We start from the raw sequence: 26,068 nt of genomic DNA on the forward strand, positions 1-26,068 counted from the left end.
CGGGCAACCTCCGGCACTGAGGCTTAGTTGAACACCACAGTCTTGTTGCCGTGCACCAGCACGCGGTCTTCCAGGTGATAACGCAGGCCGCGGGCCAGGACCATCTTCTCGACGTCACGGCCGAAACGCACCATGTCTTCGATACTGTCGCTATGGCTGACGCGAACCACGTCCTGCTCGATGATCGGGCCGGCATCGAGTTCTTCGGTGACGTAGTGGCAGGTTGCGCCAATCAGCTTGACCCCACGCAGCGAGGCCTGATGGTAAGGCTTGGCACCGACGAACGAAGGCAGGAAGCTGTGGTGGATGTTGATCACCTGCTGGGCGTATTCCTGGCAAAGCTGCGGCGGCAGAATCTGCATGTAGCGCGCCAGCACCACCACGTCGGCACCGTGTTCCTTGACCAGGCGCGACACTTCGGCAAAGGCCGGCTGCTTGTTCTGCGGATCGACCGGTACGTGGAAGAACGGGATGCCGTGCCACTCGACCATGCTGCGCAGGTCGTTGTGATTGGAAATCACGCAGGGAATGTCGCAATCGAGTTCTTTGGCGTGCCAGCGGTGCAGCAGGTCGGCCAGGCAGTGGGACTCGCGGCTGGCCATCAGTACCACACGCTTTTTCTGGTCGGTATCGGTGATGCGCCAGACCATCGAAAACTCTTCGGCAATCGGTGCGAAGGCCTCACGGAATTCCTCGATGCCGAACGGCAGGGTGTCGGCGCGGATTTCGTGGCGCATGAAGAACCAACCGCTCTGCTCATCGGAGTGGTGGTTGGCTTCGTTGATCCAGCCGTTATAGGACGCCAGGAAATTACTGACTTTGGCGACGATGCCAACGCGGTCGGGGCAGGCAATCACCAGCCGGTAGGTGCGCATGAAGTGGACTCCAGAAACTTTCGCAAAGGCGCACATTCTAGCGAGTGCCCGGCAAAACTGCAGTACTCATTGCGCGCGCCCTGTCGCCTGCCTGGGTGGACGCGTCCAGGGCACAGCCGGCGCCCGCGCCGGGCTGGCGACTAAGTTAACTATTGGAAAAACGTCTTAGTTTGTAAATTTTTCTTAACCTATTCTATCGAGGTGTTTAACAATTCATTGAGCTAATAGCCCGCTTTAATGTTTACTTGGGAGGACTGTCTGATTATTATTGCCGCACTGTATCTCTGAACCCTTCATTTCCAAGGAACGCCTCATGTCCCTGATCAACGAATATCGCGCTACCGAAGAAGCCATCAAAGAACTGCAAGCGCGTTTGCAGAACCTGTCGAAAGACGACAAGCTGCAAACCGAGCTGGAATTCGAAGGCAAACTGCGTGCACTGATGGGCGAATATTCGAAGTCCCTGCGTGACATCATTGCGCTGCTGGATCCAGAAGCCAAACTGAACAAAGCCCCTCGTGGCGCGGTTAAAACCACTGGCACCAAACGTGCGCGCAAGGTCAAGCAATACAAAAACCCGCACAACGGTGAAGTCATCGAAACCAAAGGCGGCAACCACAAGACCCTGAAAGAATGGAAAGCCAAATGGGGTGGCGACGTGGTTGAAGGCTGGGCAACCCTGCTGGGTTAATAAGCCCGCCGGTAACCTTGTGTTACTCGCTAAAAACGCCAGCCTTGCTGGCGTTTTTTATTTTCAACGTTTGCTTACATTCCCAGTTGCAACTTAAGCGCCTGCACATGGCTACGCCACTGGCCGAGCAACAGCTGTTGCTCTGCATCGGCTTGAAGCCAACAGTCCTGCAGGGCTCGTTCGAAATCACCGAGGGTATTGGGTGCGCCCATCAGCGGATCGCTCAGGCGTTGCTGGCAGAAGGCTTGCCAGCGCTGGCGTTCTTCGGCATTCAAGGTTTCGCTGAAATTGCGTGCGCGATAGCGAAACAACAGTTCCGGCAAACGTTCATCATCGAACATCCACTGTCCCTGGCCCAATTGCTGCGGATCGACACTGCGCACTTGTTCGCACAAACGACGATCACGGTCACCCAGAAAACCGTCATACAACTGCTGCTCCGGGTCTTCACTGGGGGCAAACTCCTCGGCGCTGTAGATCAGCGGTAATTTATCCTGCCATTGTCCGGCGGCAGCAATCAGGCTCGCGGCGCGCGCCTGATAAACAGCCATATCCAGTTGCAAACGCTGCTGATCTTCGCTGCGCAATACACTCAAGGGTGCGACCACCGGGCAGCGATTGATATGGATTAGTTTTAGCGGCACCGGCAATTGTCCGTCAGGCATTTCCTCACGCCGTGTGTATAAACGCTGACGCAGCGAATCAGCATCCTCATCAATCAAGGGCTGAGCATCCAGGTGCAAATCACAGACAATCAAGGCATTGCGATTACGCGGGTGCCAGGCCAGGGGTAATACCACGCCCAGATAATTGCGTGCCGCAGAGAAGCGCCCGGAAATATGCACCAGCGGTTGTAATAATCGAATCTGATCGAGGACTTTCTGCTTGCTGCGCAGTTGAAACAACCAGTCATAAAGCTTGGGCTGTTTCTGTCGGATCAATCGCGCAAGTGCAATGGTGGCGCGCACATCAGACAACGCTTCATGCGCCTGGCCATGGTCGATGCCGTTGGCGGCGGTGAGCAACTCCAGGCGCAAACTGGTGCGCCCGTCCTGTTGCGGCCATTCGATCCCGTCGGGGCGCAGGGCATAGGCGGTGCGCACGACGTCGATCAGGTCCCAGCGGCTGTTGCCACCCTGCCACTCGCGGGCGTACGGATCAAAGAAGTTGCGGTACAGGCTGTAACGGGTGACTTCATCGTCGAAACGCAAGCTGTTGTAGCCCGCACCACAGGTGCCCGGGCGGGCCAGTTCGGCATGTACCCGGGTCATGAACTCGGCTTCGCTCAAACCCTTGCTAGCCAGTTGCTGCGGGGTGATGCCAGTGACCAGACAAGCCTTGGGGTGCGGCAGGATGTCGGCGCTGGGCTGGCAATAGAAGTTGATCGGCGCCTCGATCTCGTTGAGGTCAAGATCAGTGCGCACCCCGGCGACCTGCAAGGGCCGGTCGTTGCGCGGGTTGATGCCGGTGGTTTCGTAGTCGTGCCAGAAAATGCTGGAGCTCACGGGGTCGTCCTGAACAGAAGATCGCCCAGAGTCTAGGGCCAGGAGCCCGTCACGGCCAGCGTCAGGCTGAAGCGTTCAACGGATGGAAGCTGAAATAGTTGCGCAGGGCGCGCACCAGTTGCTCGTACTCGCGTGGCGCCTGCAGCAGCATGAAGCCCGAGTCGTAATGCCCGGGCGTCTGGTCTTCATGGCTCCACAGGCAGCTGGCGGTGAGGTTGATCGGGTGCACGGTGCCGTCGCGGCCAGGGACTTTGAGTTGCAACTCGAAATCCGGGCCGACCAGCATCGGCAGCTGGCTGATCAGCATCAGGCCGTCTTCGGACACATTTCCCAGATAGCCGATGGGCTGGTCGGTGAAGCGGTTGAAGACTTTGAGAAAATAAGGGAGCTGGTGACGCTCGATGCGGCGCTCGTCAAACATGGTCGGGATCGCTGTCGAAGACCCTTTTAGCAGGGCCGCGCTAGGGCTGCTGTTTTCATTCATCTCAGCAACAAGATTAGCGCACCCTGACCCGCGCGTCACAATCAGACCTGCTGACTTTAGTATTAACGCCAAGGCGTGCTGGTTGCCGGACGGGCAATCGCCGCTTCACCGGTACGGTAATGGCCGAGTTGCTCGAGGGTCTGCAGCCGTGCACGGGCGCGGAAGGCGTATTCGCTCTGCGGGTAGCGCTGGAGAATGAACTGGTAGGTCTGCGCCGCATCGACGAACAGCTTCTGCCGTTCCAGGCACTGGCCACGCAGCAGCGACACCTCCGGCTGGATGAACGGTCGGGCGCGGCTTGTGCGGTCGACCTGGGACAGCTCGAGCATGACCTTCTCGCAATTGCCCCGGTCATAGGCGCGGTAGGCGTTGTTCAAATGATGGTCCATCGACCAGCGGGTGCAACCGACGACGCTGGTGGCCAGGGCTAAAACGATCAAGGCTCGCATGGGGGGATCTCCTGTATTGAGCAGTGTATCGGCTTTGTGCGGAAAATCTGTAGACATGGCTGGCTGCACTGGCCTCATCGCGGGTCAAGCCCGCTCCCACACCAGCGGCGCTCGGGCCCTATAGCCGTTCAAACGCCACCCGCGCTAACCGGCAGGTAGTGCAAAGGAACAATGACTACAGCGATTTTCCGGAGTAGCCTTTCGCTGCGCTTCACTATAGGAGTCTGTGCATGACCATCCGCCGTACCAAAATCGTCGCCACCCTTGGCCCCGCCAGCAACTCGCCGGAAGTGATCGAGCAACTGATCCTTGCCGGCCTGGATGTCGCTCGCCTGAACTTCTCCCACGGCACGCCTGACGAGCACAAGGCTCGCGCGCGCCTGATCCGCGAAATCGCTGCCCGCCTGGGCCGCCACGTGGCGCTGCTCGGTGACCTGCAAGGGCCGAAGATCCGTATCGCCAAGTTCAGCAACAAGCGTATCGAACTCAAGGTCGGTGACCGCTTCACCTTCTCCACCGCCCATCCGCTGACCGAAGGCACCCAGGATATCGTCGGCATCGACTATCCGGACCTGGTCAAGGATTGCGGCGTCGGTGACGAACTGCTGCTCGACGACGGCCGCGTGGTCATGCGCGTAACCAGCGCCACTGCCGACGCCCTGCACTGCGAAGTGCTGATCGGCGGCCCGCTGTCCGACCACAAAGGCATCAACCGTCGCGGCGGCGGCCTGACGGCTCCGGCGCTGACCGAAAAAGACAAGGCCGACATCAAGCTGGCAGCCGAAATGGACCTGGACTACCTGGCCGTTTCCTTCCCGCGCGATGCCTCCGACATGGAATACGCCCGTCGCCTGCGCGACGAAGCCGGCGGCAGCGCCTGGCTGGTGGCCAAGATCGAGCGCGCCGAAGCGGTCGCCGATGACGAAACCCTCGACGGCCTGATCGCCGCCAGTGACGCGGTGATGGTTGCCCGTGGCGACCTGGGCGTGGAAATCGGCGATGCCGAGCTGATCGCGATCCAGAAGAAGATCATCCAGCACGCCCGCCGCAACAACAAGGCGGTGATCGTTGCGACCCAGATGATGGAGTCGATGATCCAGAACCCGATGCCGACCCGTGCAGAAGTGTCCGACGTGGCCAACGCCGTGCTGGACAACACCGACGCGGTGATGCTCTCGGCCGAAAGTGCTGCTGGTGCCTACCCGATCGAAGCGGTACAGGCCATGGCGCGCATCTGCCTGGGCGCGGAAAAGCACCCGACCAGCCAGAAGTCCAGCCACCGCCTGCACACCCGCTTCGAGCGCTGCGACGAAAGCATCGCCCTGGCGGCCATGTACACCGCCAACCACTTCCCCGGCGTCAAGGCGATCATCGCCCTCACCGAAAGTGGCTACACCCCGCTGATCATGTCGCGCCTGCGCTCTTCGGTACCGATCTACGCGTTCTCGCCGCACCGCGCCACCCTGGCCCGCGCCGCGATGTTCCGTGGCGTGTACCCGGTGGCGTTCGACCCGGCAGCCCTGCCGGCCGAGAAAGTCAGCCAGGCAGCCGTCGACGAGTTGCTGCAGCGCGGCGCAGTCGAGCCAGGTGACTGGGCGATCCTGACCAAAGGCGACAGCTACCACACCATCGGCGGCACCAACGGCATGAAGATCCTGCACGTCGGTGATTCGCTGGTCTGATGCTTGGGCCTTGCTGAACAAAGCCCTGCAGCCTGTGCTGCGGGGCTTTTTTTTGGCTCTTCACGGAATTCAGGGTTGGGTTGTTGAGGCTGTGAGTTTATCCATTCAGTGTGGGGCTGCTGCTGGCCCCTTCCGCCTTTACGGCGGCCTACTTTTCTCTTGGTGTATGGACCCGCCGTAAGGGCGGAAGGGGCCAGCAGCAGCCCCACATCAAATGGATAAGCCCGCAGCCGTAACCGCAACAACCCAACCCAAAGATCATAGACCCCGGGATTGCGTGAAGAACCTTTTTTTACCTGCGGGGAATCAGGCGTGGCCAATAAAAACATCGGCAAGCAACTGATTGCGCGGCAGCCCGGCAAGGAACATGCGTCGGGAAAACTGCTCGACACTGGCCGCCGAGCCACAGGCCAGGGCCACGGTCTGGCGTGACTGCAGGCGCAGCGCCGCCAGGGCCTGGGGCAACTGCGGCGAGGTCAGCAGTTCGACCTGCAGCTGCGGATGCCGGCTGGCAAGCGCCATCAGTGCCTGCGACAGATAGTGCTCCTGCTCGTCATGGGCCAGGTGCAGCAGGCGAATCGGGCCGTGGTGCTCCTGGCGCAGCGCCTCGCGCAGAATCCCCCACAACGGTGCCAGGCCGGTGCCGGCGGCCAGCAGCCACAGCGGGCGTTCCTGCCAGTCCGGATCGTAATGCAAAGCGCCGCCGCGCAACTCACCCAGGCGCAGCGTTGCCCCAATACCCAGTTGCCGCGCAGCGGTGCAGAACGCTCCGGGTTGCCGGCAATCGATGTGAAACTCGAGAAACCCCTCCTCCCCCGGCAAGCTGGCCAAAGAATAGGGTCGCGCGACCCCGTTCGGGCTCCACAACACCAGGTGCTGGCCGGCTTGGTAGCGTAATGGTCTTTGTAGCTCAAGGCGCAGGCGCAGCACCGTCGGGCTCAGCCAGTCAAGGCCGCTGACTTTAGCCGGCAAGCCATCCGCGAGCGGGTCGAACAAGGCTACCTGCAAGTCTTCCTCGACACTGCACTGGCACGCCAGGCGCCAACCTTGCTGACGCTTGTCTGCTGCCAAGGCATCGGGCCGGGCATCTGCCGGCCGGCCTTGCAGGCAGCGCACCAGGCAGGCGTGGCAACTGCCGGCACGGCAACTGTAGGGCACCGCCAGCCCGGCATCATTCAAGGCGTCGAGCAGATTACAGCCCGCTGCCACCGTCCAGTACCGCTCACCGACCCGTAACTCAGGCATCGACGACCTCCCACGCGGCCAGGCAGCGATTGCGGCCGCTGCGTTTAGCCCGGTACAAGGCCTGGTCGGCACGCTGCAGGGCATCATCGAGGTCGTCGCCAACACCCAACAGGGTCAACCCGGCGGACAGACTCAACGGCTCGACCCGCAACCCCACCGCCGGCGGCTGGGCCAGGGCGAAGGCCTTGCGCAGGCGCTCGCAACAACTGAACAGTTGCGCCTCGCTGCAATCAGGCAGCAACAGCACGAACTCCTCACCACCGTAACGGGCCAGTACCGCGGTATCGCCCAGGCAGTCACTGGCGATCGCGGCAAAGGCCTGCAGCACCTGGTCTCCGGCAGCGTGACCGTAGACATCGTTAATGCGTTTGAAATGATCAAGGTCGATGAGCGCCAGGCCATGGCAGCTGTCTGCACCCATGCGCTCAAGCTCGCGGGTGGCCAGGCTCAAGAAATGCCGACGGTTGAACAGGCCGGTCAGTTCATCGGTGGCAACCAGATCTTCCAGCTGGCGCATCATGCCGCGCAAGGTGTCCTGGTGCGCCTGCAGGGCGTGACGGCGCTGGCGCATGCGCTGGCGGGCAGCCTGCACATAACGGGCATACAGGCATAACCAGCCCAGCACCACCAACAAGGCGCTGGCCTGCAACGCCAGCAACGAGCCGTTGAAATGCGGCGCCTGCCAGGCCTCCCAGGCAATCACTCCAAAGAAGCTGCACAGCACCAGCAGCGCACAGCGCACAAACACCCGCCCGCTCAGGTGGAACAGGCCGAACATCAAAATCAGCGGGTAGAACATCAGGAAGGTGCCGCGGCCCTGATCGAGCTGGGCCAGTAGCCAGGTCTGCCAGGCGATCGCCAGCAACACCTGGAATTCAGTCAGGCTCGGGTCACCAAAGCGCAGGTTGCGGCCGCTGGCAAACACCCAGCCGAGCAGCAATTGGCTCATCAGCAACAAGCCGCTGCCCACCAACAAAACGTTGCTGGAGGCTTGCAGATGTCCGCTCAACAGCGCGATCCAGACCAGCGCCAGCACCAGCAGATAAGTGCCGGCCGCCATAAGAAAGCGTTTAAGGAGAAGCTTCTGCAGCGCTGTTTCGGTCACAGGTGGCTCACCGTGCTCTGGCCAGGGCAGAGGAATAAGGCATGGCCAACCGCCACTTTAGGGTGTGAGAGGAATAATTGCCATATTTGCACAAATCGGCCCTGACTGGCGCTCAGGCAAGAACAGTGCCCGGCCACTGCCGACCTTGGTGGGGACCTTTGGTACGTGTACCGGCGGCGGATGCGCGCTATACTGCCGCGCCTTTTTTGCGCCGACAGCCTTGCGTTGGCGCCTGTTGAAGGTCGTTTCGACACCTCGGCCAGTCCGCGTCGGAATACCTTAATGAATGTTCCCGTCTTTAAGAGGAGCGCGCTGCATGACCGTGATCAAGCAAGACGACCTGATTCAGAGCGTTGCCGACGCCCTGCAGTTCATTTCGTACTACCACCCCGTTGATTTCATCCAGGCCATGCATGAGGCCTATCTGCGTGAAGAGTCGCCGGCTGCGCGCGATTCCATCGCCCAGATCCTGATCAACTCGCGCATGTGCGCCACCGGCCACCGGCCGATCTGCCAGGACACCGGTATCGTTACCGTGTTCGTGCGCGTCGGTATGGACGTTCGCTGGGATGGCGCGACCATGAGCCTGGACGACATGATCAACGAAGGCGTGCGCCGCGCCTACAACCTGCCGGAAAACGTCCTGCGTGCATCCATCCTGGCCGACCCGGCCGGCGCACGTAAGAACACCAAGGACAACACCCCGGCGGTCATCCACTACTCCATCGTCCCGGGCAACACCGTGGAAGTGGACGTAGCGGCCAAGGGCGGCGGCTCCGAGAACAAGTCGAAGATGGCCATGCTCAACCCGTCCGACTCGATCGTCGACTGGGTTCTGAAGACCGTTCCGACCATGGGTGCGGGCTGGTGCCCACCGGGCATGCTCGGCATCGGCATCGGCGGTACCGCCGAGAAAGCCGCGGTGATGGCCAAGGAAGTGTTGATGGAATCCATCGACATCCACGAGCTCAAGGCCCGTGGCCCGCAGAACCGCATCGAAGAGATCCGCCTGGAGCTGTTCGACAAGGTCAACCAGCTGGGCATCGGCGCCCAGGGCCTGGGCGGCCTGACCACCGTGCTCGACGTCAAGATCATGGATTACCCGACCCACGCCGCCTCATTGCCGGTGTGCATGATCCCCAACTGCGCCGCCACCCGTCACGCCCACTTCGTGCTCGACGGTTCCGGCCCGGCTGACCTGGAAGCGCCATCGCTGGACGCCTACCCGGAAATCGTCTGGGAAGCCGGCCCGTCGGCCCGCCGCGTCAACCTCGACACCCTGACCCCGGAAGACGTGCAGAGCTGGAAGCCGGGCGAGACCATCCTGCTCAACGGCAAGATGCTCACCGGTCGCGACGCTGCGCACAAGCACATGGTCGAAATGCTCAACAAGGGCGAAGAACTGCCGGTCGACCTCAAGGGTCGTTTCATCTACTACGTCGGCCCGGTTGATCCGGTCGGTGACGAAGTGGTTGGCCCAGCCGGCCCGACCACCGCAACGCGGATGGACAAGTTCACCCGGCAGATCCTCGAGCAGACCGGCCTGTTGGGCATGATCGGCAAATCCGAGCGCGGCCCGACCGCCATCGAAGCGATCAAGGACAACAAGGCCGTGTACCTGATGGCCGTCGGCGGCGCTGCCTACCTGGTGGCCCAGGCGATCAAGAAGTCCAAGGTCCTGGCCTTTGCCGAACTGGGCATGGAAGCGATCTACGAGTTCGAGGTCAAGGACATGCCGGTCACCGTCGCGGTCGACAGCAACGGCGAATCGGTACACATCACCGGCCCCGCGATCTGGCAGCACAAGATCGCTGAAAGCCTGGCGGTGGAAGTGAAGTAAGCCTCAGGGTTTGCTGATACAAAAAAGCGGCAGGTGGATTACTCCCCTGCCGCTTTTTTATTACCTGTACCGGCCTCATCGCTGGCAAGGCCAGCTCCCACAGTGGATCTTCATGCATGTGCGACAGGCTCAGTTGCGCCGGTCGAGCAGGTTGACCACCAGCCGATCAAGCCAGCCCCACAGGCGTTGCTTCACCCGCTTCCACAATGGTCGCGCATGCCAGTGGACAAGGTCGACAGCCAGGCTCTGGGCAAAGTCGCGCTCAAAGCTTGCCGCCACATCGGCGGTCAGCGGCGGGTCAATCGCTTCGACGTTGGCTTCAAGGTTGAAGCGCAGGTTCCAGTGGTCGAAGTTGCACGAGCCGATGCTCACCCAGTCATCCACCAGCACCATCTTCAGGTGCAGGAAACACGGCTGGTACTCGAAGATTTTCACCCCGGCGCGCAACAGCCGCGGGTAATAGCGATGGCCGGCATAACGCACCGACGGGTGATCGGTACGCGGCCCGGTCAGCAGCAAGCGCACATCGACACCGCGGGACGCAGCGCGGCGCAGGGAGCGGCGGACTTTCCAGGTCGGCAGGAAATATGGCGTGGCCAGCCAGATACGCCGCTGGCCACTGTTCAGGGCGCGCACCAGCGACTGCAGGATATCCCGGTGCTGGCGGGCGTCGGCATAGGCCACCCGGCCCATGCCGGCGCCACTGAGCGGGATGCGCGGCAAGCGCGCGAGGCCGAAATGGGTCGGCGGCCGCCAGGCCGTGCGGCGCAGATTGGCCCGCCACTGGCGGTCGAAAAGCATCTGCCAGTCGGCCACCAGCGGACCTTGCATCTGCACCATCACTTCGTGCCATTCGCTAACGTCTTCGTTGGGCGTCCAGAACTGGTCGGTAACGCCGGTGCCACCCACCACCGCCCAATGCTGGTCGACCAGCAGCAGCTTGCGGTGATCGCGATACAGGTTGCGAAAGCCCCGGCGCCAGCGCAGGCGGTTGTACCAGCGCAGCTCGACGCCGGCGGCCAGCAAGCGCTGACGCAGGCTCAGGGTAAAAGCCAGCGAGCCGTAGTCATCGAACAGGCAACGCACCTGTACACCGCGCTCAGCGGCCTGCACCAGGGCCTGGACCATGGTTTCGGCGCAGGCGCCCGCCTCCACCAGGTACAGCTCCAGGTCCACCTGGTGCTCGGCGCGCACGATCGCGGTAAGCATGCGCGGGAAAAACTCGGGACCGTCGATCAATAGCTCGAACTGATTGCCATCGCGCCAGGGAAAGACCGGTCCGGCCATATCAGCGCGCCGTAAAGATCAGTACCGCAGCCACCGGCACCGACGGGCTGATGGACTTGAGCCCGGCCAGCTTGCGCAGGGTGGCAAGGCCGGGGAGCAGATCAAAATCATCGGCGCGCAGCATCAACGGCTCCAGGGTGACCACCTGAAAACGCCGCTCATCCAGGCGCGTGGCCAGCAACAGGGCACTGTAGCTGTGCTGCTTGCCATGCAGACTGACCGTCACCGGCAGGCGCAGCTCGACCTGGGCGCCATTGGCCAGGTCGTTGATCGGACGCAGGTCGATCTGTGCGTTGACCTTGGCCTCGGGGAATTTACTGAACTCGAACAGTTCCTTGCGCATGCGCTCGTCACGCAGCGGCACGCTGCTGCTGTTGGAGTCCATCTCGATCAGCAGCTCAGCGGCGCCCTTGCGATCGACCTTGCCATGCAGGACGAGGAAGCGATGCACCTCGGCGGTGTCGCCATTCTTGCTGGAGACGAACGACAGGCGCGACGATTCGCCGTCCAGGTGCCAGTTGGCCTGGGCAGGGAGACTGAGAACGACCAGCAGGGCAAGCAGAAGACGCGGCAGACTGAACATGTGAAATCCTGTAACACAATGGTCGTCAACCTTACCCGGCTGCCTTCACCGCAGCAAGCGACAGCCCTCACGCGGCCCCAGCCACTGCGCACGATTTTCGACGCCCAGCCCGGCAGCACTGACCAGACGCTGCTGCCCGTCCTCGTCCAGGCGACTCAGCGGCAGGTATTGCTGCACGTAACCTCGGCAGTACTGCGGGTCAAAGCCCATGACATAGCGGCACGAGCAATACTCCTTGGCCGAGTAGGCACTGAGAATGCCAGGGAAATCCATCAGCGCCTGGCGCTCGTACCAGGCCCAGCTGCCTGCCAGCAGCACCAGCACCAGCAACACGCGCTTCATGGCCGAACCTCGTTGACCGCGGCCAGTACCCGCTTGAGCAGTTCGTTGTGGGTGTAACTGGCGTCACGATCATCGGCGTAGCGCACGATCACCAGCTTCTGCGCCGGCAGCACATACAACGCCTGGCCCCAGTGCCCCAGGGCCGCGAAGGTATCAGGCGGCGCATCTGGCCAAGGTGGCGGGCTGCCGGGCAGCGGCTGGTTGAGCCACCAGTGCCCACCCGGGTTGGCCTCCCCCGGGTGGGGCTTGGCCTGCAGGAACGGCTGGCGATTGAAAGCCACCCAGTCACTGGACAGCAATTGCCGTGACTGCCAGCGGCCTTCGCGCTGCATCAACAGACCGATACGGGCCAGGTCGCGGGCGCTCATGTACAGGTACGAGGAACCCACCAGGGTATTTTTACCGTCACGCTCCCAGATTGCACTGCTGATGCCCAAGGGCTCGAACAAGGCGTGCCAGGGATAATCCTCATAGTCAGCATCGCCGAGCATGCCGCGCAGGGCCGCCGCCAGCAGGTTGCTGTCGCCGCTGGAATAGAGAAAGCGCTGCCCGGGGCTCGCCGCTTGCGGCCTGGCTGCGGCGTAGCCGGCCATGTCGCCGCGCCCGCGGGTGTACAGCATGGCCACCACCGAAGACTTCAGCGGCGCATATTCGTAGTCTTCCTGCCAGTCCAGACCGCTGGCCCAGTGCAGCAGGTCTTCGATACGCACCTGGGCATGGGCACGCATCGGCGGATAGAAGCGCGCGAGTGGGTCCTGCAGCGCAAAGCGGCCCTCGCCATGAGCGACGCCCAACAGGGTCGCCAGCACGCTCTTGCTGATCGACCAGGTCAGGTGCGCGGTTGCAACGGTGCTGGGCGCAGCGTAGTGCTCATAAACAATGCGCCCGTCAGCGATAACCAGCAGTGCGTCGCTGCGCACCCCTTGGCGCTGCTGATCATCGCGAGGGGCGAAGGCATAACTCTCCAGCGCCTGCCAGGCGCTGCGGTTGGCAGCGGGCGCAACCGTCCAGTCAGGTACGGGCCAAAGCTCCTGCGCTGGCACGGCCTTGCTGAAGGCCAACACAGCCACCATCCACCACGCCACGTTGTTCATGCCGCGTACTCAAGGCCAGGGTTTGCCCAGCCTGCCAGGGCTTCATGACAGTCCGGCGGCAGCCCAGGCTTTGGACAGGCGTTTGGCCCGGGCGGCGCTGGCGATCTCCAGCAGGCCCTGGTCGCGTTGCCACAGGCTCGCCCACTCGCCGGGGCTGGCCAGCAGCGCCTGGTTGATTTCTTGCTTCAAGGCGTTGAACTGGGCAAACAGGCCGCCCAGCAGCAAATGGCTGGCGGCGGCATCAGCGCACTGGCGGGTGCTTTCTGCGCATGCGCCGAGCAGGCCGATCAGGCGCAATTGCAGGCTTTGCGCCCAGCCCGATTCCTGGCCGACACCATACAGCCAGGCACACAGAGCGCTGAGCACATAAAGGTCCTCCAGCGAGCGGAAGGGTTTGACGTAGGCATCCCAGCCGTCACCTGCCAGGCGCTCGCACAACGCACCGTCCAAATGCAGGCGGGCGTGGCCGACCTCCGGCATCAGCGGCAAGGCCGGCAACGGTTCGAAGCGCACACCCGGCTCACCGGCGTAGACCACCGCCAGGCTCAGCTCGGGCCCCTGGCCTTGTGGCTCGCAGCGCGCCGCCACCAGCAGCCATTCGGCATCGAGCCCGGCAGTGACGAAGTCCTTGCTGCCGCTCAGGCGCAGGTCATCCAGGCGCACCTGCATGTCGGCCGGACGCACGCTGCGCCGCTCGCTGGCGCACAAGGCACCGAGGCTCTGCGGCGCACTCGGCCACAGCACCCGCAGCGCCGCCTGGTAACCCACCAGAAAGGCCAGGCCCGGGGTGGCCATGGCCCGCCCGCCAAGCACTGCCAGCTCGAACGGGCTGACCGGGCCCAGGCGTGACAGCAGGCTGGAATAAGTGTCGGCCAGCGTGGCCGCCTGGGGGTGTCGCTGTCGGTCGTTGAGTCGTTGCAGCCAGGCCATCGAAGCGCTCCTTGGGGGCTGTCATACAAGCATCACCAATTGTTCACGGGGGTGACACCGCATCTACCTAGGCTGAGCTTGCACAACAAAGTCGACCGGCCGCAACCCCATGGCTGGCTTATGGAGACACGCAATGACTCGGATCGCTCGCTCTGGCGACAACAGCACTGAACGCCGTCTGCAAGCCGAACGCCTGGTTGGCCCGGCAGCCCTGCAGGAAGCACAGGCCCTGAGGTTCAGCGTATTCAGCGGTGAATTCAAGGCCAAGCTCAAAGGCGCCGAACTGGGCCTGGACATGGATGACTACGACATTCATTGCCGCCACATCGGCGTGCGCGACTTGAACAGCGGGCGCCTGGTCGCCACCACCCGCCTGCTCGACCATCAGGCCGCCAGCAGTCTGGGGCGCTTCTACAGCGAAGAGGAATTCAGCCTGCATGGTCTCGGCCATCTGCAAGGGCCGATCCTCGAACTGGGCCGCACCTGTGTTGACCCGGCCTACCGTAACGGCGGAACCATCGCCGTGCTCTGGGCGGAACTGGCCGAAGTACTCAACGAGGGCCGCTACAGCTACCTGATGGGTTGCGCCAGCATCCCCATGCAGGATGGCGGCGTGCAGGCTCATGCAATCATGCAGCGCCTGCGTGAACGCTACCTGTGTACCGAGCACCTGCGGGCCGAACCGAAAAACCCGCTGCCAAGCCTTGCCCTGCCAGGCAACGTCATCGCCGAGATGCCACCCTTGCTCAAGGCCTACATGCGCCTGGGCGCGAAGATCTGCGGCGAACCGTGCTGGGACGAAGACTTTCAGGTCGCCGACGTGTTCATCCTGCTCAAGCGCGACGAATTGTGCCCGCGCTATGCCCGGCACTTCAAGGCGGCGGTCTGATGCAGCGCCTGCGCGTCTATGGGCGCGTGGTCCGGGTGCTGCTGGTGGTGCTGTTCGGCCTGGCCATGGCTGCACTCTTCACCCTCTACGAGCGCCTGCGCGTACCAGCCTCGACCGAACGCCGCCAGCGCTGGTCGCAGCTGTTCATGGGCAGGCTGAGCAACGCCCTGCCGTTCAAGGTGCGGGTGGTGGGTCAGGTGCCGCAGCAACCGATGCTGTGGGTCAGCAACCATGTATCGTGGACCGACATCCCCCTGCTGGGCAGGCTCGCACCGCTGTCGTTCCTGTCCAAGGCCGAAGTGCGCACCTGGCCGATTGCCGGCTGGCTGGCACTCAAGGCCGGCACCCTGTTCATCCGCCGTGGCGGCAACGACAGCCAACTGCTGCGCCAGCAGATCAGCCAGCACCTGCAACAGCGCAGCGCGCTGTTGATTTTCCCTGAAGGCACCACCACCGACGGGCGCAGCCTGCGCACCTTCCACGGCCGCCTGCTGGCCAGCGCCATCGATACGCAAACCCCCTTGCAGCCGGTCGCCCTGCGTTACCTGCGCAACGGCCAAAGCGATGCCATCGCACCGTTTATCGGTAATGACGATTTGCTCTCGCACTTGTTCCGGCTGTTTGCCAATGACTGCGCCGAGGTCGAGATCCATCTGCTCGCGCCAATTGCCAGCGCCGGCGAAGAACGCGCCGCCCTGGCGTTCAAGGCGCAGCAGGCAATCCAGCAGGCATTGTTCGGCAGCGAGCCGGTTGCCCAAGCGCAACGCCGGGCCAGGGCCGCCTAGGTATTGGCCCTGGCGAAGCGCTGCAGCTCTGGATAGAAAGTGCGAAAGTCATCCAGCAACGGCTGGTACAACGCCGCCACCTCCTCTATCGCACCGTCCATGCCTTCAGGCCGCGACAGGCGCCGGGCGATGCCGCGAAACACCTGCTCGAGCACTGCGAACTCGCGGTAAGACCCCAACCAGTCATCGGCGGCCATATACGGCGCTATCTGCGCCAGGCGCCCGGGCAAGGCCGGCTCGGCGGCGAGCACCCGGTACACGCGGTCGGTGAACTGGCCCAGCGGCTGCTCGGCATAGTCCTGCCAGTGCAAAGCCAGGCAATGGTCGAAAAACACATCGAGGATGATGCCGGCATAACGCCGCCGCTCCCGCGGAAAACGCGCCAGCGCCGCCAGCACCAACGGATGGCTGTCGGTGTAGACATCGATTTGCCGGTGCAAACGGATCGCCGCCTCCAGCGACGCAGGGAAGCGCCCCTGCAGCGGCCCTTTGACGAAATCACCATAGAGGCTGCCGAGCAATTGCTCCGGCTGCTGACCGCCCAGGTGAAGGTGTGCGAGGTAGTTCATGGGCAGGGATTCTAGCACCCCGCCACCTGTATCGTTATAACCCGATATAACGATTTACGCTGAACTCAGAACCACATCATATTTGTATATCGCGAAATACCGATTTATATTTCGCCCCATCGCGATATACCGCTACACAACCACGAGCCCAACCATGCCTCTCGATCTCGACGAAATAATAAAAGCCCTGGCCCACCCAGTACGGCGAGAAATCCTCAACTGGCTGAAGGACCCCGACGCGCAGTTCCCCGACCAGCACCACAGCACCGAACACGGTGTGTGTGCCGGGCAGATCGATCAACGCTGCGGCCTGTCGCAGTCGACCGTCTCTGCCCACCTGGCGACCTTGCAGCGCGCGGGCTTGATCAGCAGCCAGAAGATTGGCCAGTGGCATTTTTTCAAACGCAACGAGGAAACCATCCAGGCCTTCCTCCAGCAGATGAGCCAAGAGCTCTGACAAGGACCTTGCAATGCCCCTTTCGCTGATAATCCTGGCGCTAAGCGCCTTCGCCATCGGTACCACCGAGTTCGTCATCATGGGTCTGCTGCCCGATGTGGCGGCAGACCTGGGTGTATCGATTCCCGGCGCCGGCTGGCTGGTCACCGGTTACGCCCTGGGCGTGGCCATTGGTGCGCCGTTCATGGCCCTGGCCACCTCGCGCCTGCCGCGTAAAGCGGCGTTGATTGCGCTGATGGGCGTGTTCATCGTCGGCAACCTGCTGTGTGCGGTGGCCAGCGACTACAACCTGCTGATGTTCGCCCGGGTGGTGACCGCCCTGTGCCACGGTGCCTTCTTCGGTATCGGTTCGGTGGTTGCAGCCAGCCTGGTGCCGGCCAACCGCCGCGCTTCGGCCGTCGCCCTGATGTTCACCGGCCTGACCCTGGCCAACGTCCTCGGCGTACCGCTGGGCACCGCGCTGGGCCAGGAATACGGCTGGCGCTCGACCTTCTGGGCGGTGACCGTGATCGGTGTGATTGCCTTGATCGGCCTGATCCGCTTCCTGCCGTTTCGCCACGACGAAGAGAAACTCGACATGCGCGCCGAACTGGCTGCGCTCAAAGGCGCCGGCATCTGGCTGTCGCTGTCGATGACCGTGCTGTTCTCGGCCTCGATGTTCGCCTTGTTCACCTATGTCGCGCCGCTGCTTGGCGATGTCACCGGCGTTTCGCCACGGGGCGTGACCTGGACGTTGCTGCTGATCGGCGTCGGCCTGACCCTGGGCAATATCGTCGGCGGCAAGCTGGCCGACAAACGCCTGGGCGCCACCCTGGTCGGCGTGTTCGCCAGCATGGCTGTGGTCTCCACGGTGCTGAGCTGGACCAGCGCCGCGCTGATTCCGGCCGAGATCACCCTGTTCCTCTGGGCTACCGCCGCGTTTGCCGCCGTGCCTGCCCTGCAAGTCAACGTGGTGACCTTCGGCAAGGCCGCGCCGAACCTGGTCTCGACCCTGAACATCGGCGCCTTCAACCTGGGCAACGCCCTCGGCGCCTGGGTTGGCGGCACCGTCATCGCCCAGGGCCTGGGCCTGACCCGCGTGCCCCTGGCCGCCGCAGCGCTGGCGGTACTGGCGCTGATCGTCACCCTGATCACCTTCAGCCAGGGCGGCAACAAAGCCGAACTGGCACCTGCCACTCACTGATAAGCCTTGAGGTATTTATGACGACGCTTTTTGATCCGATCACCCTCGGCGACCTCGTGCTGCCGAACCGCATCATCATGGCCCCGCTGACCCGCTGCCGCGCCGATGAAGGTCGGGTGCCCAACGCGCTGATGGCCGAGTACTACGTGCAACGCGCCAGTGCCGGGCTGATCCTCAGCGAAGCGACCTCGGTCACGCCGATGGGCGTCGGCTACCCGGACACCCCGGGCATCTGGTCCAACGACCAGGTGCGTGGCTGGACCAACGTGACCAAGGCCGTGCATGGCGCCGGCGGGCGGATATTCCTGCAGCTGTGGCACGTAGGGCGGATCTCCCACCCCAGCTACTTAAATGGTGAAACCCCGGTTGCACCGAGCGCCATCCAGCCTAAAGGCCATGTCAGCCTGGTGCGTCCACTGGCCGATTACCCGACCCCGCGTGCACTGGAAACCGCAGAAATCGCCGACATCGTCGAGGCCTACCGTACCGGTGCCGAAAATGCCAAGGCGGCCGGTTTCGACGGCGTTGAAGTGCATGCGGCCAACGGTTACCTGATCGACCAGTTCCTGCAGAGCAGCACCAACCAGCGCAATGACCAGTACGGCGGTTCGCTGGAGAACCGTGCTCGGCTGCTGCTGGAAGTGACTGACGCGGTGATCGAAGTCTGGGGTGCGCAACGGGTGGGCGTACACCTGGCACCGCGCGCCGACGCCCATGACATGGGCGACGCCAACCGCGCCGAGACCTTCACTTATGTAGCGCGCGAACTGGGCAAGCGAGGCATTGCCTTCATCTGCTCGCGGGAGAAGGAAGCCGACGACAGCATCGGCGCACTGATCAAAGAAGCCTTTGGCGGCCCGTACATCGTCAACGAGCGCTTCACCAAAGCCAGCGCCAATGCTTCGCTGGCCAGTGGCAAGGCTGATGCAGTGGCCTTCGGCATTCCGTTCATTGCCAATCCGGACCTGCCGGCGCGACTGGCGGCGGATGCGCCACTGAACGAACCGCGGCCGGAGACCTTCTATGCCAAGGGACCGGTGGGTTATATCGATTATCCGCGACTGTAAACCTTGGGGCTGCCGTGCAACCCATCGCTGGCAAGGCCAGCTCCCACAAAGTCCGCTGCAAGCAGATCCAGTGTGGGAGCTGGCCTTGCCGGCGATGGGCCGCAACAGCGGCCCTGTTTAACGCTGATCAAGGTCGGGCGTTGATCTGCTGTTGCAGGTTCTGCACCTGGCTTTGCAAGGTATTGATATTGCGCGTCACCTGACCACGAAACGCATCGAACTCTGCCGTCGAGGCGCCACTGCTGGCCGCCGCTGCCGGGCGGTTCTCCTGCTCGCTCTTGAGCACGATCAGGTCTTGCTCCAGGCGCTGGATCGCCGCTGATGGGTTGCCCTGCTTCTTCAAAGCTGCCACGTCAGCGTTCAAGCTCTTGAGCTCACCTTCAAGCTTGCCGCCATCCACCTGGGCTGCCTTCACCGCCGCCAACTCGTCATTCACACGCTTGAGTTGTGCCTGCAACTGTTCCTGCAACTTGGCATTGGCCGCCTGCTGTTCGCTGGCCTGCGCCAGTACCTGCTCCAGGCGTTTACCCAGATCGCCGGTCTGCCCGGCCACACCTTGCTGCTGCCGGCCCTGCTCGGAGAGGCTCGCCTGCAACTGTTTGATCTGCAACTTCAGGGCTTCGCTGTCGGTGCTGACACTGCTCTCGCTGGCCGCAACCTTGCCGCTGATCGCCTGCAGGCGCCCCGCCGCTTCTTCACTGATGCGGGCAAAGCTCTCCTGGGTGGCAACCAGCTGCTGCTCCATCAGCGAAATCTGCTGAAAGCTCCACCAGCCAAGGCCCGCCAAGGCAATGAACGAGGCGCCGATCAATGCCCACAGCGGGCCGGTGCTGGCTGCCTTGGGCTGAGCATGCGCGGCCGCCGCACCGCCACGACGCACACCCGCAACCGGGACGACATCATCGTCATCGCGGCTACCGGCAATCAAGGTCGGCACGTTATCAAAATCATCTGGGGCATTGTTACGCATGGGATCCCTTCAACCACGGTGATAGCAAATGGTCAGTAGTATAAAGCCTGATCAGCGCACTGATCGACCGCAGAGCCTAGTACCGGTTCAATGCTTGCCGGACGGAAGGTCCTGGGCTTTCCACCAGCCACAGAACTCATCCAGCGCCGACCACAGGCTGACGCCGGGGCGGTAATCAAGAAACTGCCGGGCGCGGCTGATGTCGAGGGTGAAGTCCTTGCTCATCACCTGCATCCCCAGGCGCGACAGGGTCGGTTGCGGGCGCCCCGGCCAGAGCAGGCAGGCACCTTCGTTCAAGGCGGCAAGGCTGTAGGCCAGGCCGTAGGAGCGGTAACGGGTGACTTGTGGCAGGTGCATTTGCCGCATTACATAATTGACCACATCCCACAACGGCAAGGGCTGACCGTTGCTGATGTTATAAGCCTGGCCAAGCGCCGCGTTATCGGCGAGCAAGGCGCTGACCAACGCCTCGTTGAGGTTCTGCACACTGGTGAAGTCGACCTTGTTCAGGCCGTTGCCGATAATCGCCAGGCGCCGCTTGCGCTGCATCTGCAGCAAGCGCGGAAAGATGCTGACGTCGCCGGCCCCGGTAACGAAGCGCGGACGCAGGGCCAGCACTTCAAGGCCGAACTCCTGGGCACCGAAAACCTTCTGTTCGGCCAGGTGCTTGGTGGCCCCGTAATGGTCATGGAAGCGCCGCGGCACCTGCTCTTCAGTGATACCCAATTGCGAACGGCCATTGAAATAGATCGACGGCGATGACAGGTGTACCAGGCGCCGCACATGCTCCTTCAGGCAGGCCTCGACGACGTTTTCAGTGACCACTACATTGCCTTGGTAGAAGTCCTGGTAGCGCCCCCAGTTGCCCACCGCACCGGCGCAATGCACCACCGCCTCAACGCCCTGGCACAGGCGCCGGGCCAGCTCCGGGTCGTTCAGGTCTCCCGGGATGAACTGCGCGCCACGCCGCACCAGGTGCTCGACGCCTTCGGCGCGGCGGCCGTTGACCCGAACGTCAAAGCCCTGCTCCAGGGCAAAGCGCGCAAAGCGCCCGCCAATGAAGCCGCTTGCGCCGGTGACCAGAATTCGCATGTAGCACTCCGCCTAAAACAGGTTTTTCAGATACTGCTGACGCCGCCAGTGCCTACAAGGGCACCAGCCACTGCCCGGCTGTCAGGCGCAGGTGATCCGTCAGTTGGCCGAGCAACTGCCCGCCATTGCGCCAATGATGCCAGTACAAGGGCACATCGATGGGTTTATCCGCGGATATTTCTACCAGACGTCCGCTGGCCAGCTGATCGCGCACCTGCAGTTCCGGCACCAGGCCCCAGCCCAGGCCCGCTTCGGTCATGCGCAAAAAGCCCTCGGACGATGGACACAGGTGATGGAGGAAGCCGTCCTGAATACCTAACGAAGCCAGGTAACGGTGCTGAAGAAAGTCATCCGGCCCGAACACCAGCGCTGGTGTGCGCGACAGGCGCGCGGCATCGAAGCCCGCTGGAAAGTAGCGGGCCATGAACGCCGGGCTGGCCAGCGCCCGGTAACGCATGGCGCCGAGCATCAGGCTGCGCGCGCCGGCCACCGGCCGTTCGCTGCCGCACAGGCAGGCCGCCACTTCGCCGGCGCGCATGCGTTTGAGGCCGACTTCCTGGTCTTCGACCACCAGGTCGAGCAACACTTGCTGATCGGCACAGAACTCGCCCACAGCGCCTGCCCACCAGGTCGCCAGGCTGTCGGCATTGAGGGCGATGCGCAGACGCTCGGGCATGCCCTCTTCGTCCAGCGCCGGCACCTGGCTCTGCAGGTCGCGCTCAAGCAAACGTACTTGCTGGACATGGTTGAGCAGGCGCCGGCCGACATCGGTGGGGCTCGGCGGATTGGCGCGCACCAGCACCGGCTGGCCGACCCGTGCCTCAAGCAGCTTGATGCGCTGGGAAATCGCCGACTGCGACAAGCCCAGCACCTGGGCGGCACGCTCGAAACCGGCCTGCTCGATAACGGCAGCGAGGGCAGAAAGCAGTTTGTAATCGAACATTAATTTTCCTAATGCCTGATCAGCTTTATTTGTTTTTCTTATACAGATGAAATCCCCACAATGGCCAGCATCTTCTTTTGTATTTGCGCCCGCGCCCTGCGGGCGTCCTGTGGAGTTTCCCCTATGTGGCAGAGCTACCTGAACGGCCTTTTGGTCGCCTTCGGCCTGATCATGGCGATCGGCACGCAAAACGCCTTTGTCCTGGCGCAAAGCCTGCGCCGCGAACACCACCTGCCGGTGGCGGCGCTGTGCGTGGTCTGCGATGCCATCCTGGTGGCGGCAGGCGTGTTCGGCCTGGCCACGGTGCTGGCGCAGAACCCGACCCTGCTGGCGGTGGCTCGCTGGGGCGGCGCGGTGTTCCTGATCTGGTACGGCGGCAAGGCGCTGCTGCGCGCCTGCTCGCAACAAAGCCTGCAACAAGGTGAGGGCCAGGGCCTTCGCTCGCGCCGGGCGGTGCTGCTCAGTGCCTTGGCGGTGACCCTGCTCAACCCTCATGTATACCTTGATACGGTGCTGCTGATCGGCTCGCTGGGCGCCCAGCAAACCGTTCCCGGCGCCTACGTGGCCGGCGCCGCCAGCGCCTCGCTGCTGTGGTTCTTCACCCTCGCCCTGGGCGCCGCCTGGCTGGCACCGTGGCTGGCGCGCCCAGGCACCTGGCGGCTGCTCGACCTGATGGTGGCGGTAATGATGTTTGCCGTGGCGGCGCAGTTGATCTTTACCTGAAGCGCCGCTCGTCCGGCACCGGCAAAGGCTCTGGAACCTCTTTCCCATACACTTGTTGCGTGGTTAAGCACCGGGCCCGGTGCTATGATCCAGCCCTTGCGTCGCAAAGAGTACAAACTCGCCGACGCACACCGGCCGCCCGTGATCGGCCTTGCGCTCACCGCAACAGACCTGATTAGGAGAATCACCATGGCTTTTGAATTGCCGCCGCTGCCTTACGCCCACGACGCCCTGCAGCCGCACATTTCCAAGGAAACCCTGGAATACCACCACGACAAGCACCACAACACCTATGTCGTGAACCTGAACAACCTGGTGCCAGGCACCGAGTTCGAAGGCAAGACCCTGGAAGAGATCGTCAAGACCTCCTCGGGCGGTATCTTCAACAACGCCGCTCAGGTCTGGAACCACACCTTCTACTGGAACTGCCTGGCGCCAAACGCCGGCGGCCAACCAACCGGCGCCCTGGCTGAAGCCATCAACGCCGCGTTCGGTTCGTTCGACAAGTTCAAGGAAGAGTTCACCAAGACTTCGGTCGGCACCTTCGGTTCCGGTTGGGGCTGGCTGGTGAAAAAATCCGACGGTTCCCTGGCCCTGGCCAGCACCATCGGCGCCGGCAACCCGCTGACCAACGGCGACACTCCGCTGCTGACCTGCGACGTCTGGGAACACGCCTACTACATCGACTACCGCAACGTACGTCCGAAGTACGTCGAGGCGTTCTGGAACCTGGTCAACTGGAAGTTCGTTGCCGAGCAGTTCGAAGGCAAAACCTTCACTGCCTGAGCCGGCTGCTGAGCGATACCTTGCACAAGGTATCGAGCGACCGAAAAGCCCACCCTAGCGGTGGGCTTTTTTATGCGCATCTGCGCTGCAACATTTTTCATCCTATTCACTCGCTGTGCATCTTGCCGCGCACGCAGAGCACGCTAACATCAAACGTTGGGAAACTCGTTCCCAGGGATTAAAGTCGCGAGGCCGGGCAACCGATACAGTGACGGCAGGCAGCCAACCTGCTCCTGGTGCAAAAATGCACCCTGAAGGAGCTGGTGAAGTCCTGTTGACGGCCGATAGTGGATTGCCAAGATTGATGGCAAAATGATGCCATGCGCATGGATTAAGGAAACCCCATTGAAGCTGGAACTCAAGAACAGCTTATCGGTCAAGTTGCTCAGGGTAGTACTGCTCTCGGCGTTGGTCGTCGGTGTAGTTCTCAGTTGTGCGCAGATCGTCTTTGATGCCTACAAGACCCGCCAGGCCGTCGCCAATGACGCCCAACGGATCCTCGACATGTTCCGTGATCCTTCGACCCAGGCGGTGTACAGCCTGGACAAGGAAATGGGCATGCAGGTCATGGAGGGCTTGTTCCAGGACGAGTCTGTGCGCATGGCCTCCATCGGCCATCCCAACGAGACCATGCTGGCGGAAAAATCCCGCCCGCTGCAGGAGGTTTCCAGCCGCTGGCTGACCGACCTGATCCTCGGCCAGGAGCGCAGTTTCACCACCCAGCTGGTCGGCCGCGGCCCCTACAGCGAATATTACGGCGACCTGAGCATCACCCTCGACACTGCCTCCTATGGCGAGGGTTTCCTGGTCAGTTCGGTGATCATCTTCATTTCCGGCGTGCTGCGCGCCCTGGCCATGGGCCTGGTGCTGTACCTGGTCTATCACTGGATGCTGACCAAGCCGCTGTCGAAGATCATCGAACACCTCACCCAGATCAACCCCGATCGCCCCAGCCAGCACCAGCTGCCGCTGATCAAGGGCCACGAAAAGAACGAGCTGGGCCTGTGGGTCAATACCGCCAACCAGTTGCTGGCCTCGATCGAGCGCAACACCCACCTGCGTCACGAAGCCGAGAACAGCCTGTTGCGCATGGCCCAGTACGACTTCCTCACCGGCCTGCCGAACCGCCAGCAATTGCAGCAGCAACTGGACAAGATCCTGGTCGACGCCGGCCGCCTGCAACGCCGGGTGGCGGTACTGTGCGTCGGCCTTGACGACTTCAAGGGCATCAACGAGCAGTTCAGCTACCAGGCCGGCGACCAGTTGCTGCTGGCCCTGGCCGACCGCCTGCGCGCTCACAGTGGCCGCCTCGGTGCCCTGGCACGCCTGGGCGGCGACCAGTTCGCCCTGGTCCAGGCCGATATCGAGCAGCCCTACGAAGCGGCGGAACTTGCCCAGAGCATTCTCGATGACCTCGAGGCACCGTTCGCCCTCGACCATCAGGAAATCCGCCTGCGCGCCACCATCGGCATCACCCTCTTCCCAGAAGACGGCGACAGCACCGAGAAGCTGCTGCAAAAGGCCGAGCAGACCATGACCCTGGCCAAGGCCCGCTCGCGCAACCGTTACCAGTTCTACATCGCCAGTGTCGACAGCGAGATGCGCCGGCGCCGCGAGCTGGAAAAAGACCTGCGCGAAGCCCTGCCGCGCAACCAGCTGTTCCTGGTCTATCAGCCACAGATCAGCTACCGCGACCATCGCGTAGTCGGCGTCGAGGCGCTGCTGCGCTGGCAGCATCCGGAGCTGGGCATGGTCCCGCCGGACCAGTTCATCCCCCTGGCCGAGCAGAACGGCAACATCATCACCATCGGCGAGTGGGTACTCGACCAGGCCTGCCGGCAGCTGCGCGACTGGCATGACCAGGGCTTCAGCGAACTGCGCATGGCGGTCAACCTGTCGACCGTGCAACTGCACCACAACGAGTTGCCGCGGGTGGTCAACAACCTGCTGCAGATCTACCGCCTGCCACCGCGCAGCCTGGAGCTGGAAGTCACCGAAACCGGCCTGATGGAAGACATCAGCACTGCTGCCCAGCACCTGCTGAGCCTGCGCCGTTCCGGGGCGCTGATCGCCATTGACGACTTCGGTACCGGCTACTCATCGCTCAGCTACCTGAAGTCGCTGCCGCTGGACAAGATCAAGATCGACAAGAGCTTCGTCCAGGACCTGCTCGATGACGACGACGATGCCACCATCGTCCGGGCCATCATCCAGCTGGGCAAAAGCCTGGGCATGCAGGTCATTGCCGAAGGGGTCGAGACGGCGGAACAGGAAGCCTACATCATCGCCCAGGGTTGCCATGAAGGTCAGGGCTACCACTACAGCAAACCCCTGCCGGCCCGGGAGCTGACCGCGTTCCTCAAACAGGCCCAGCGCAACCAGGTTTCGATTCTCTAACCCCTGTACGCATTGCCCGAAGTGGCCGAACCACGCATTTGAATATTTACGTGACTGCCCCTTTACACAAAATGCAAATCTTTCGCATTATGTTG

26 protein-coding genes are annotated in these 26,068 nt (G+C 62.7%); 11 read left to right on the plus strand and 15 right to left on the minus strand.

The features are described from left to right. Positions 1-23: 23 nt before the first annotated feature. The gene (gene purU / locus ABIE20_RS04980) at positions 24-875 is read right to left on the minus strand and encodes a formyltetrahydrofolate deformylase (protein ID WP_429503297.1); all 852 of its coding nucleotides are present in this window, start codon (positions 873-875) and stop codon (positions 24-26) included. A gap of 313 nt (positions 876-1,188) precedes the next feature. Between purU and mvaT the strand changes: the two genes are divergently transcribed. Further along, positions 1,189-1,566 (plus strand): histone-like nucleoid-structuring protein MvaT, encoded by a 378-nt coding sequence (gene mvaT / locus ABIE20_RS04985; protein WP_429503299.1) that lies wholly within the window; start codon positions 1,189-1,191, stop codon positions 1,564-1,566. A gap of 74 nt (positions 1,567-1,640) precedes the next feature. Here the strand turns inward: mvaT and sbcB are convergent, their stop codons facing one another. The 3 genes from sbcB to ABIE20_RS05000 all read right to left on the minus strand — a co-directional run bounded on the left by sbcB (position 1,641) and on the right by ABIE20_RS05000 (position 4,004). Next, positions 1,641-3,071, minus strand: a complete 1,431-nt coding sequence (sbcB, locus tag ABIE20_RS04990; protein WP_429503301.1) for an exodeoxyribonuclease I — start codon at positions 3,069-3,071, stop codon at positions 1,641-1,643. A 61-nt stretch (positions 3,072-3,132) separates the two neighbouring features. After that, complete coding sequence (locus ABIE20_RS04995; protein WP_429503303.1) at positions 3,133-3,492, minus strand: PilZ domain-containing protein; 360 nt, start codon at positions 3,490-3,492, stop codon at positions 3,133-3,135. Positions 3,493-3,617: 125 nt separating this feature from the next. Continuing rightward, on the minus strand, positions 3,618-4,004 hold the full coding sequence (locus ABIE20_RS05000) for a tetratricopeptide repeat protein (RefSeq protein ID WP_429503305.1): 387 nt from the start codon (positions 4,002-4,004) through the stop codon (positions 3,618-3,620). A 230-nt stretch (positions 4,005-4,234) separates the two neighbouring features. Here ABIE20_RS05000 and pyk point away from each other — a divergent pair, with 230 nt between their 5' ends. Then, on the plus strand, positions 4,235-5,686 hold the full coding sequence (gene pyk / locus ABIE20_RS05005; protein WP_429503307.1) for a pyruvate kinase: 1,452 nt from the start codon (positions 4,235-4,237) through the stop codon (positions 5,684-5,686). 306 nt (positions 5,687-5,992) lie between these two features. Here pyk and ABIE20_RS05010 read toward each other — a convergent pair whose 3' ends face one another. Next, positions 5,993-6,931 carry an iron-sulfur-binding ferredoxin reductase gene (locus ABIE20_RS05010; protein WP_429503309.1) on the minus strand — a complete coding sequence of 313 codons (939 nt, stop codon included), beginning with the start codon at positions 6,929-6,931 and terminating at the stop codon, positions 5,993-5,995. Continuing rightward, entirely contained in the window at positions 6,924-8,036 is a 1,113-nt protein-coding gene (locus ABIE20_RS05015) for a diguanylate cyclase domain-containing protein (protein ID WP_429503311.1), read from the minus strand. Before ABIE20_RS05015 ends, ABIE20_RS05010 begins: the two co-directional genes overlap by 8 nt. 316 nt (positions 8,037-8,352) lie before the next feature. Here ABIE20_RS05015 and ABIE20_RS05020 point away from each other — a divergent pair, with 316 nt between their 5' ends. Beyond that, entirely contained in the window at positions 8,353-9,876 is a 1,524-nt protein-coding gene (locus tag ABIE20_RS05020; RefSeq protein WP_429503313.1) for a fumarate hydratase, read from the plus strand. Between the two features lie 129 nt (positions 9,877-10,005). Here the strand turns inward: ABIE20_RS05020 and ABIE20_RS05025 are convergent, their stop codons facing one another. From ABIE20_RS05025 to ABIE20_RS05045, 5 genes are all read right to left on the minus strand, one after another. Beyond that, positions 10,006-11,163, minus strand: a complete 1,158-nt coding sequence (locus tag ABIE20_RS05025) for a phospholipase D-like domain-containing protein (RefSeq protein WP_429503315.1) — start codon at positions 11,161-11,163, stop codon at positions 10,006-10,008. 1 nt (position 11,164) lies between these two features. Continuing rightward, on the minus strand, positions 11,165-11,746 hold the full coding sequence (locus tag ABIE20_RS05030) for a YceI family protein (protein WP_045197427.1): 582 nt from the start codon (positions 11,744-11,746) through the stop codon (positions 11,165-11,167). Positions 11,747-11,791: 45 nt separating this feature from the next. Further along, complete coding sequence (locus tag ABIE20_RS05035; RefSeq protein WP_429503317.1) at positions 11,792-12,088, minus strand: amidase; 297 nt, start codon at positions 12,086-12,088, stop codon at positions 11,792-11,794. Next, on the minus strand, positions 12,085-13,161 hold the full coding sequence (locus tag ABIE20_RS05040; RefSeq protein ID WP_429503686.1) for a serine hydrolase domain-containing protein: 1,077 nt from the start codon (positions 13,159-13,161) through the stop codon (positions 12,085-12,087). Before ABIE20_RS05040 ends, ABIE20_RS05035 begins: the two co-directional genes overlap by 4 nt. A gap of 63 nt (positions 13,162-13,224) precedes the next feature. Beyond that, on the minus strand, positions 13,225-14,112 hold the full coding sequence (locus ABIE20_RS05045) for an acyl-CoA dehydrogenase (protein WP_429503319.1): 888 nt from the start codon (positions 14,110-14,112) through the stop codon (positions 13,225-13,227). 133 nt (positions 14,113-14,245) lie between these two features. Here ABIE20_RS05045 and olsB point away from each other — a divergent pair, with 133 nt between their 5' ends. Beyond that, entirely contained in the window at positions 14,246-15,001 is a 756-nt protein-coding gene (olsB, locus tag ABIE20_RS05050) for an L-ornithine N(alpha)-acyltransferase (protein ID WP_429503321.1), read from the plus strand. Then, positions 15,001-15,786 (plus strand): lysophospholipid acyltransferase family protein, encoded by a 786-nt coding sequence (locus ABIE20_RS05055; protein WP_429503323.1) that lies wholly within the window; start codon positions 15,001-15,003, stop codon positions 15,784-15,786. The genes olsB and ABIE20_RS05055 overlap by 1 nt, the downstream gene beginning before the upstream one ends. On the opposite strand, the gene ABIE20_RS05060 is transcribed toward ABIE20_RS05055, so the two are convergent. Next, positions 15,783-16,355 (minus strand): ACP phosphodiesterase, encoded by a 573-nt coding sequence (locus ABIE20_RS05060; protein WP_429503325.1) that lies wholly within the window; start codon positions 16,353-16,355, stop codon positions 15,783-15,785. The genes ABIE20_RS05055 and ABIE20_RS05060 overlap by 4 nt on opposite strands. 154 nt (positions 16,356-16,509) lie before the next feature. On the opposite strand from ABIE20_RS05060, the gene ABIE20_RS05065 reads away from it, so the two are divergent. From ABIE20_RS05065 to ABIE20_RS05075, 3 genes are read left to right on the plus strand one after another with little or no spacing between them, the layout of a single operon-like run. Next, entirely contained in the window at positions 16,510-16,812 is a 303-nt protein-coding gene (locus tag ABIE20_RS05065; protein WP_038998919.1) for an ArsR/SmtB family transcription factor, read from the plus strand. A 13-nt stretch (positions 16,813-16,825) separates the two neighbouring features. Next, positions 16,826-17,995 carry an MFS transporter gene (locus ABIE20_RS05070; protein ID WP_429503327.1) on the plus strand — a complete coding sequence of 390 codons (1,170 nt, stop codon included), beginning with the start codon at positions 16,826-16,828 and terminating at the stop codon, positions 17,993-17,995. A 17-nt stretch (positions 17,996-18,012) separates the two neighbouring features. Then, on the plus strand, positions 18,013-19,062 hold the full coding sequence (locus ABIE20_RS05075) for an alkene reductase (protein ID WP_429503329.1): 1,050 nt from the start codon (positions 18,013-18,015) through the stop codon (positions 19,060-19,062). 127 nt (positions 19,063-19,189) lie between these two features. Here ABIE20_RS05075 and ABIE20_RS05080 read toward each other — a convergent pair whose 3' ends face one another. From ABIE20_RS05080 to ABIE20_RS05090, 3 genes are all read right to left on the minus strand, one after another. Next, positions 19,190-20,032: an ATPase gene (locus tag ABIE20_RS05080; RefSeq protein WP_429503330.1), complete on the minus strand. Its 843-nt coding sequence runs from the start codon at positions 20,030-20,032 to the stop codon at positions 19,190-19,192. 87 nt (positions 20,033-20,119) lie between these two features. Further along, positions 20,120-21,124, minus strand: coding sequence for an NAD-dependent epimerase/dehydratase family protein (locus ABIE20_RS05085; RefSeq protein WP_429503332.1), 1,005 nt, complete (start codon positions 21,122-21,124; stop codon positions 20,120-20,122). A gap of 52 nt (positions 21,125-21,176) precedes the next feature. Next, positions 21,177-22,067, minus strand: coding sequence for a LysR family transcriptional regulator ArgP (locus ABIE20_RS05090; RefSeq protein WP_429503334.1), 891 nt, complete (start codon positions 22,065-22,067; stop codon positions 21,177-21,179). Between the two features lie 123 nt (positions 22,068-22,190). Here ABIE20_RS05090 and ABIE20_RS05095 point away from each other — a divergent pair, with 123 nt between their 5' ends. From ABIE20_RS05095 to ABIE20_RS05105, 3 genes are all read left to right on the plus strand, one after another. Continuing rightward, entirely contained in the window at positions 22,191-22,790 is a 600-nt protein-coding gene (locus ABIE20_RS05095) for a LysE/ArgO family amino acid transporter (protein WP_093379874.1), read from the plus strand. Positions 22,791-22,979: 189 nt separating this feature from the next. Further along, complete coding sequence (locus ABIE20_RS05100) at positions 22,980-23,576, plus strand: superoxide dismutase (protein WP_045197403.1); 597 nt, start codon at positions 22,980-22,982, stop codon at positions 23,574-23,576. A gap of 315 nt (positions 23,577-23,891) precedes the next feature. After that, positions 23,892-25,973 carry a putative bifunctional diguanylate cyclase/phosphodiesterase gene (locus tag ABIE20_RS05105; protein WP_429503687.1) on the plus strand — a complete coding sequence of 694 codons (2,082 nt, stop codon included), beginning with the start codon at positions 23,892-23,894 and terminating at the stop codon, positions 25,971-25,973. Positions 25,974-26,068: the final 95 nt, after the last annotated feature.

The sequence above is a fragment of the Pseudomonas sp. 2835 genome, from assembly GCF_050435905.1.
Taxonomy (GTDB): Bacteria; Pseudomonadota; Gammaproteobacteria; order Pseudomonadales; family Pseudomonadaceae; genus Aquipseudomonas.

Coding starts and splice junctions, on each gene's coding strand:
- purU (WP_429503297.1), bottom strand. CDS start 875: ATGCGCACCTACCGGCTGGTGATTGCCTGCCCCGACCGCGTTGGCATC.
- mvaT (WP_429503299.1), top strand. CDS start 1,189: ATGTCCCTGATCAACGAATATCGCGCTACCGAAGAAGCCATCAAAGAA.
- ABIE20_RS04995 (WP_429503303.1), bottom strand. CDS start 3,492: ATGTTTGACGAGCGCCGCATCGAGCGTCACCAGCTCCCTTATTTTCTC.
- ABIE20_RS05000 (WP_429503305.1), bottom strand. CDS start 4,004: ATGCGAGCCTTGATCGTTTTAGCCCTGGCCACCAGCGTCGTCGGTTGC.
- pyk (WP_429503307.1), top strand. CDS start 4,235: ATGACCATCCGCCGTACCAAAATCGTCGCCACCCTTGGCCCCGCCAGC.
- ABIE20_RS05010 (WP_429503309.1), bottom strand. CDS start 6,931: ATGCCTGAGTTACGGGTCGGTGAGCGGTACTGGACGGTGGCAGCGGGC.
- ABIE20_RS05020 (WP_429503313.1), top strand. CDS start 8,353: ATGACCGTGATCAAGCAAGACGACCTGATTCAGAGCGTTGCCGACGCC.
- ABIE20_RS05025 (WP_429503315.1), bottom strand. CDS start 11,163: ATGGCCGGACCGGTCTTTCCCTGGCGCGATGGCAATCAGTTCGAGCTA.
- ABIE20_RS05030 (WP_045197427.1), bottom strand. CDS start 11,746: ATGTTCAGTCTGCCGCGTCTTCTGCTTGCCCTGCTGGTCGTTCTCAGT.
- ABIE20_RS05035 (WP_429503317.1), bottom strand. CDS start 12,088: ATGAAGCGCGTGTTGCTGGTGCTGGTGCTGCTGGCAGGCAGCTGGGCC.
- ABIE20_RS05040 (WP_429503686.1), bottom strand. CDS start 13,161: ATGGTGGCTGTGTTGGCCTTCAGCAAGGCCGTGCCAGCGCAGGAGCTT.
- ABIE20_RS05045 (WP_429503319.1), bottom strand. CDS start 14,112: ATGGCCTGGCTGCAACGACTCAACGACCGACAGCGACACCCCCAGGCG.
- olsB (WP_429503321.1), top strand. CDS start 14,246: ATGACTCGGATCGCTCGCTCTGGCGACAACAGCACTGAACGCCGTCTG.
- ABIE20_RS05055 (WP_429503323.1), top strand. CDS start 15,001: ATGCAGCGCCTGCGCGTCTATGGGCGCGTGGTCCGGGTGCTGCTGGTG.
- ABIE20_RS05060 (WP_429503325.1), bottom strand. CDS start 16,355: ATGAACTACCTCGCACACCTTCACCTGGGCGGTCAGCAGCCGGAGCAA.
- ABIE20_RS05065 (WP_038998919.1), top strand. CDS start 16,510: ATGCCTCTCGATCTCGACGAAATAATAAAAGCCCTGGCCCACCCAGTA.
- ABIE20_RS05070 (WP_429503327.1), top strand. CDS start 16,826: ATGCCCCTTTCGCTGATAATCCTGGCGCTAAGCGCCTTCGCCATCGGT.
- ABIE20_RS05075 (WP_429503329.1), top strand. CDS start 18,013: ATGACGACGCTTTTTGATCCGATCACCCTCGGCGACCTCGTGCTGCCG.
- ABIE20_RS05080 (WP_429503330.1), bottom strand. CDS start 20,032: ATGCGTAACAATGCCCCAGATGATTTTGATAACGTGCCGACCTTGATT.
- ABIE20_RS05085 (WP_429503332.1), bottom strand. CDS start 21,124: ATGCGAATTCTGGTCACCGGCGCAAGCGGCTTCATTGGCGGGCGCTTT.
- ABIE20_RS05090 (WP_429503334.1), bottom strand. CDS start 22,067: ATGTTCGATTACAAACTGCTTTCTGCCCTCGCTGCCGTTATCGAGCAG.
- ABIE20_RS05095 (WP_093379874.1), top strand. CDS start 22,191: ATGTGGCAGAGCTACCTGAACGGCCTTTTGGTCGCCTTCGGCCTGATC.
- ABIE20_RS05100 (WP_045197403.1), top strand. CDS start 22,980: ATGGCTTTTGAATTGCCGCCGCTGCCTTACGCCCACGACGCCCTGCAG.
- ABIE20_RS05105 (WP_429503687.1), top strand. CDS start 23,892: ATGCCATGCGCATGGATTAAGGAAACCCCATTGAAGCTGGAACTCAAG.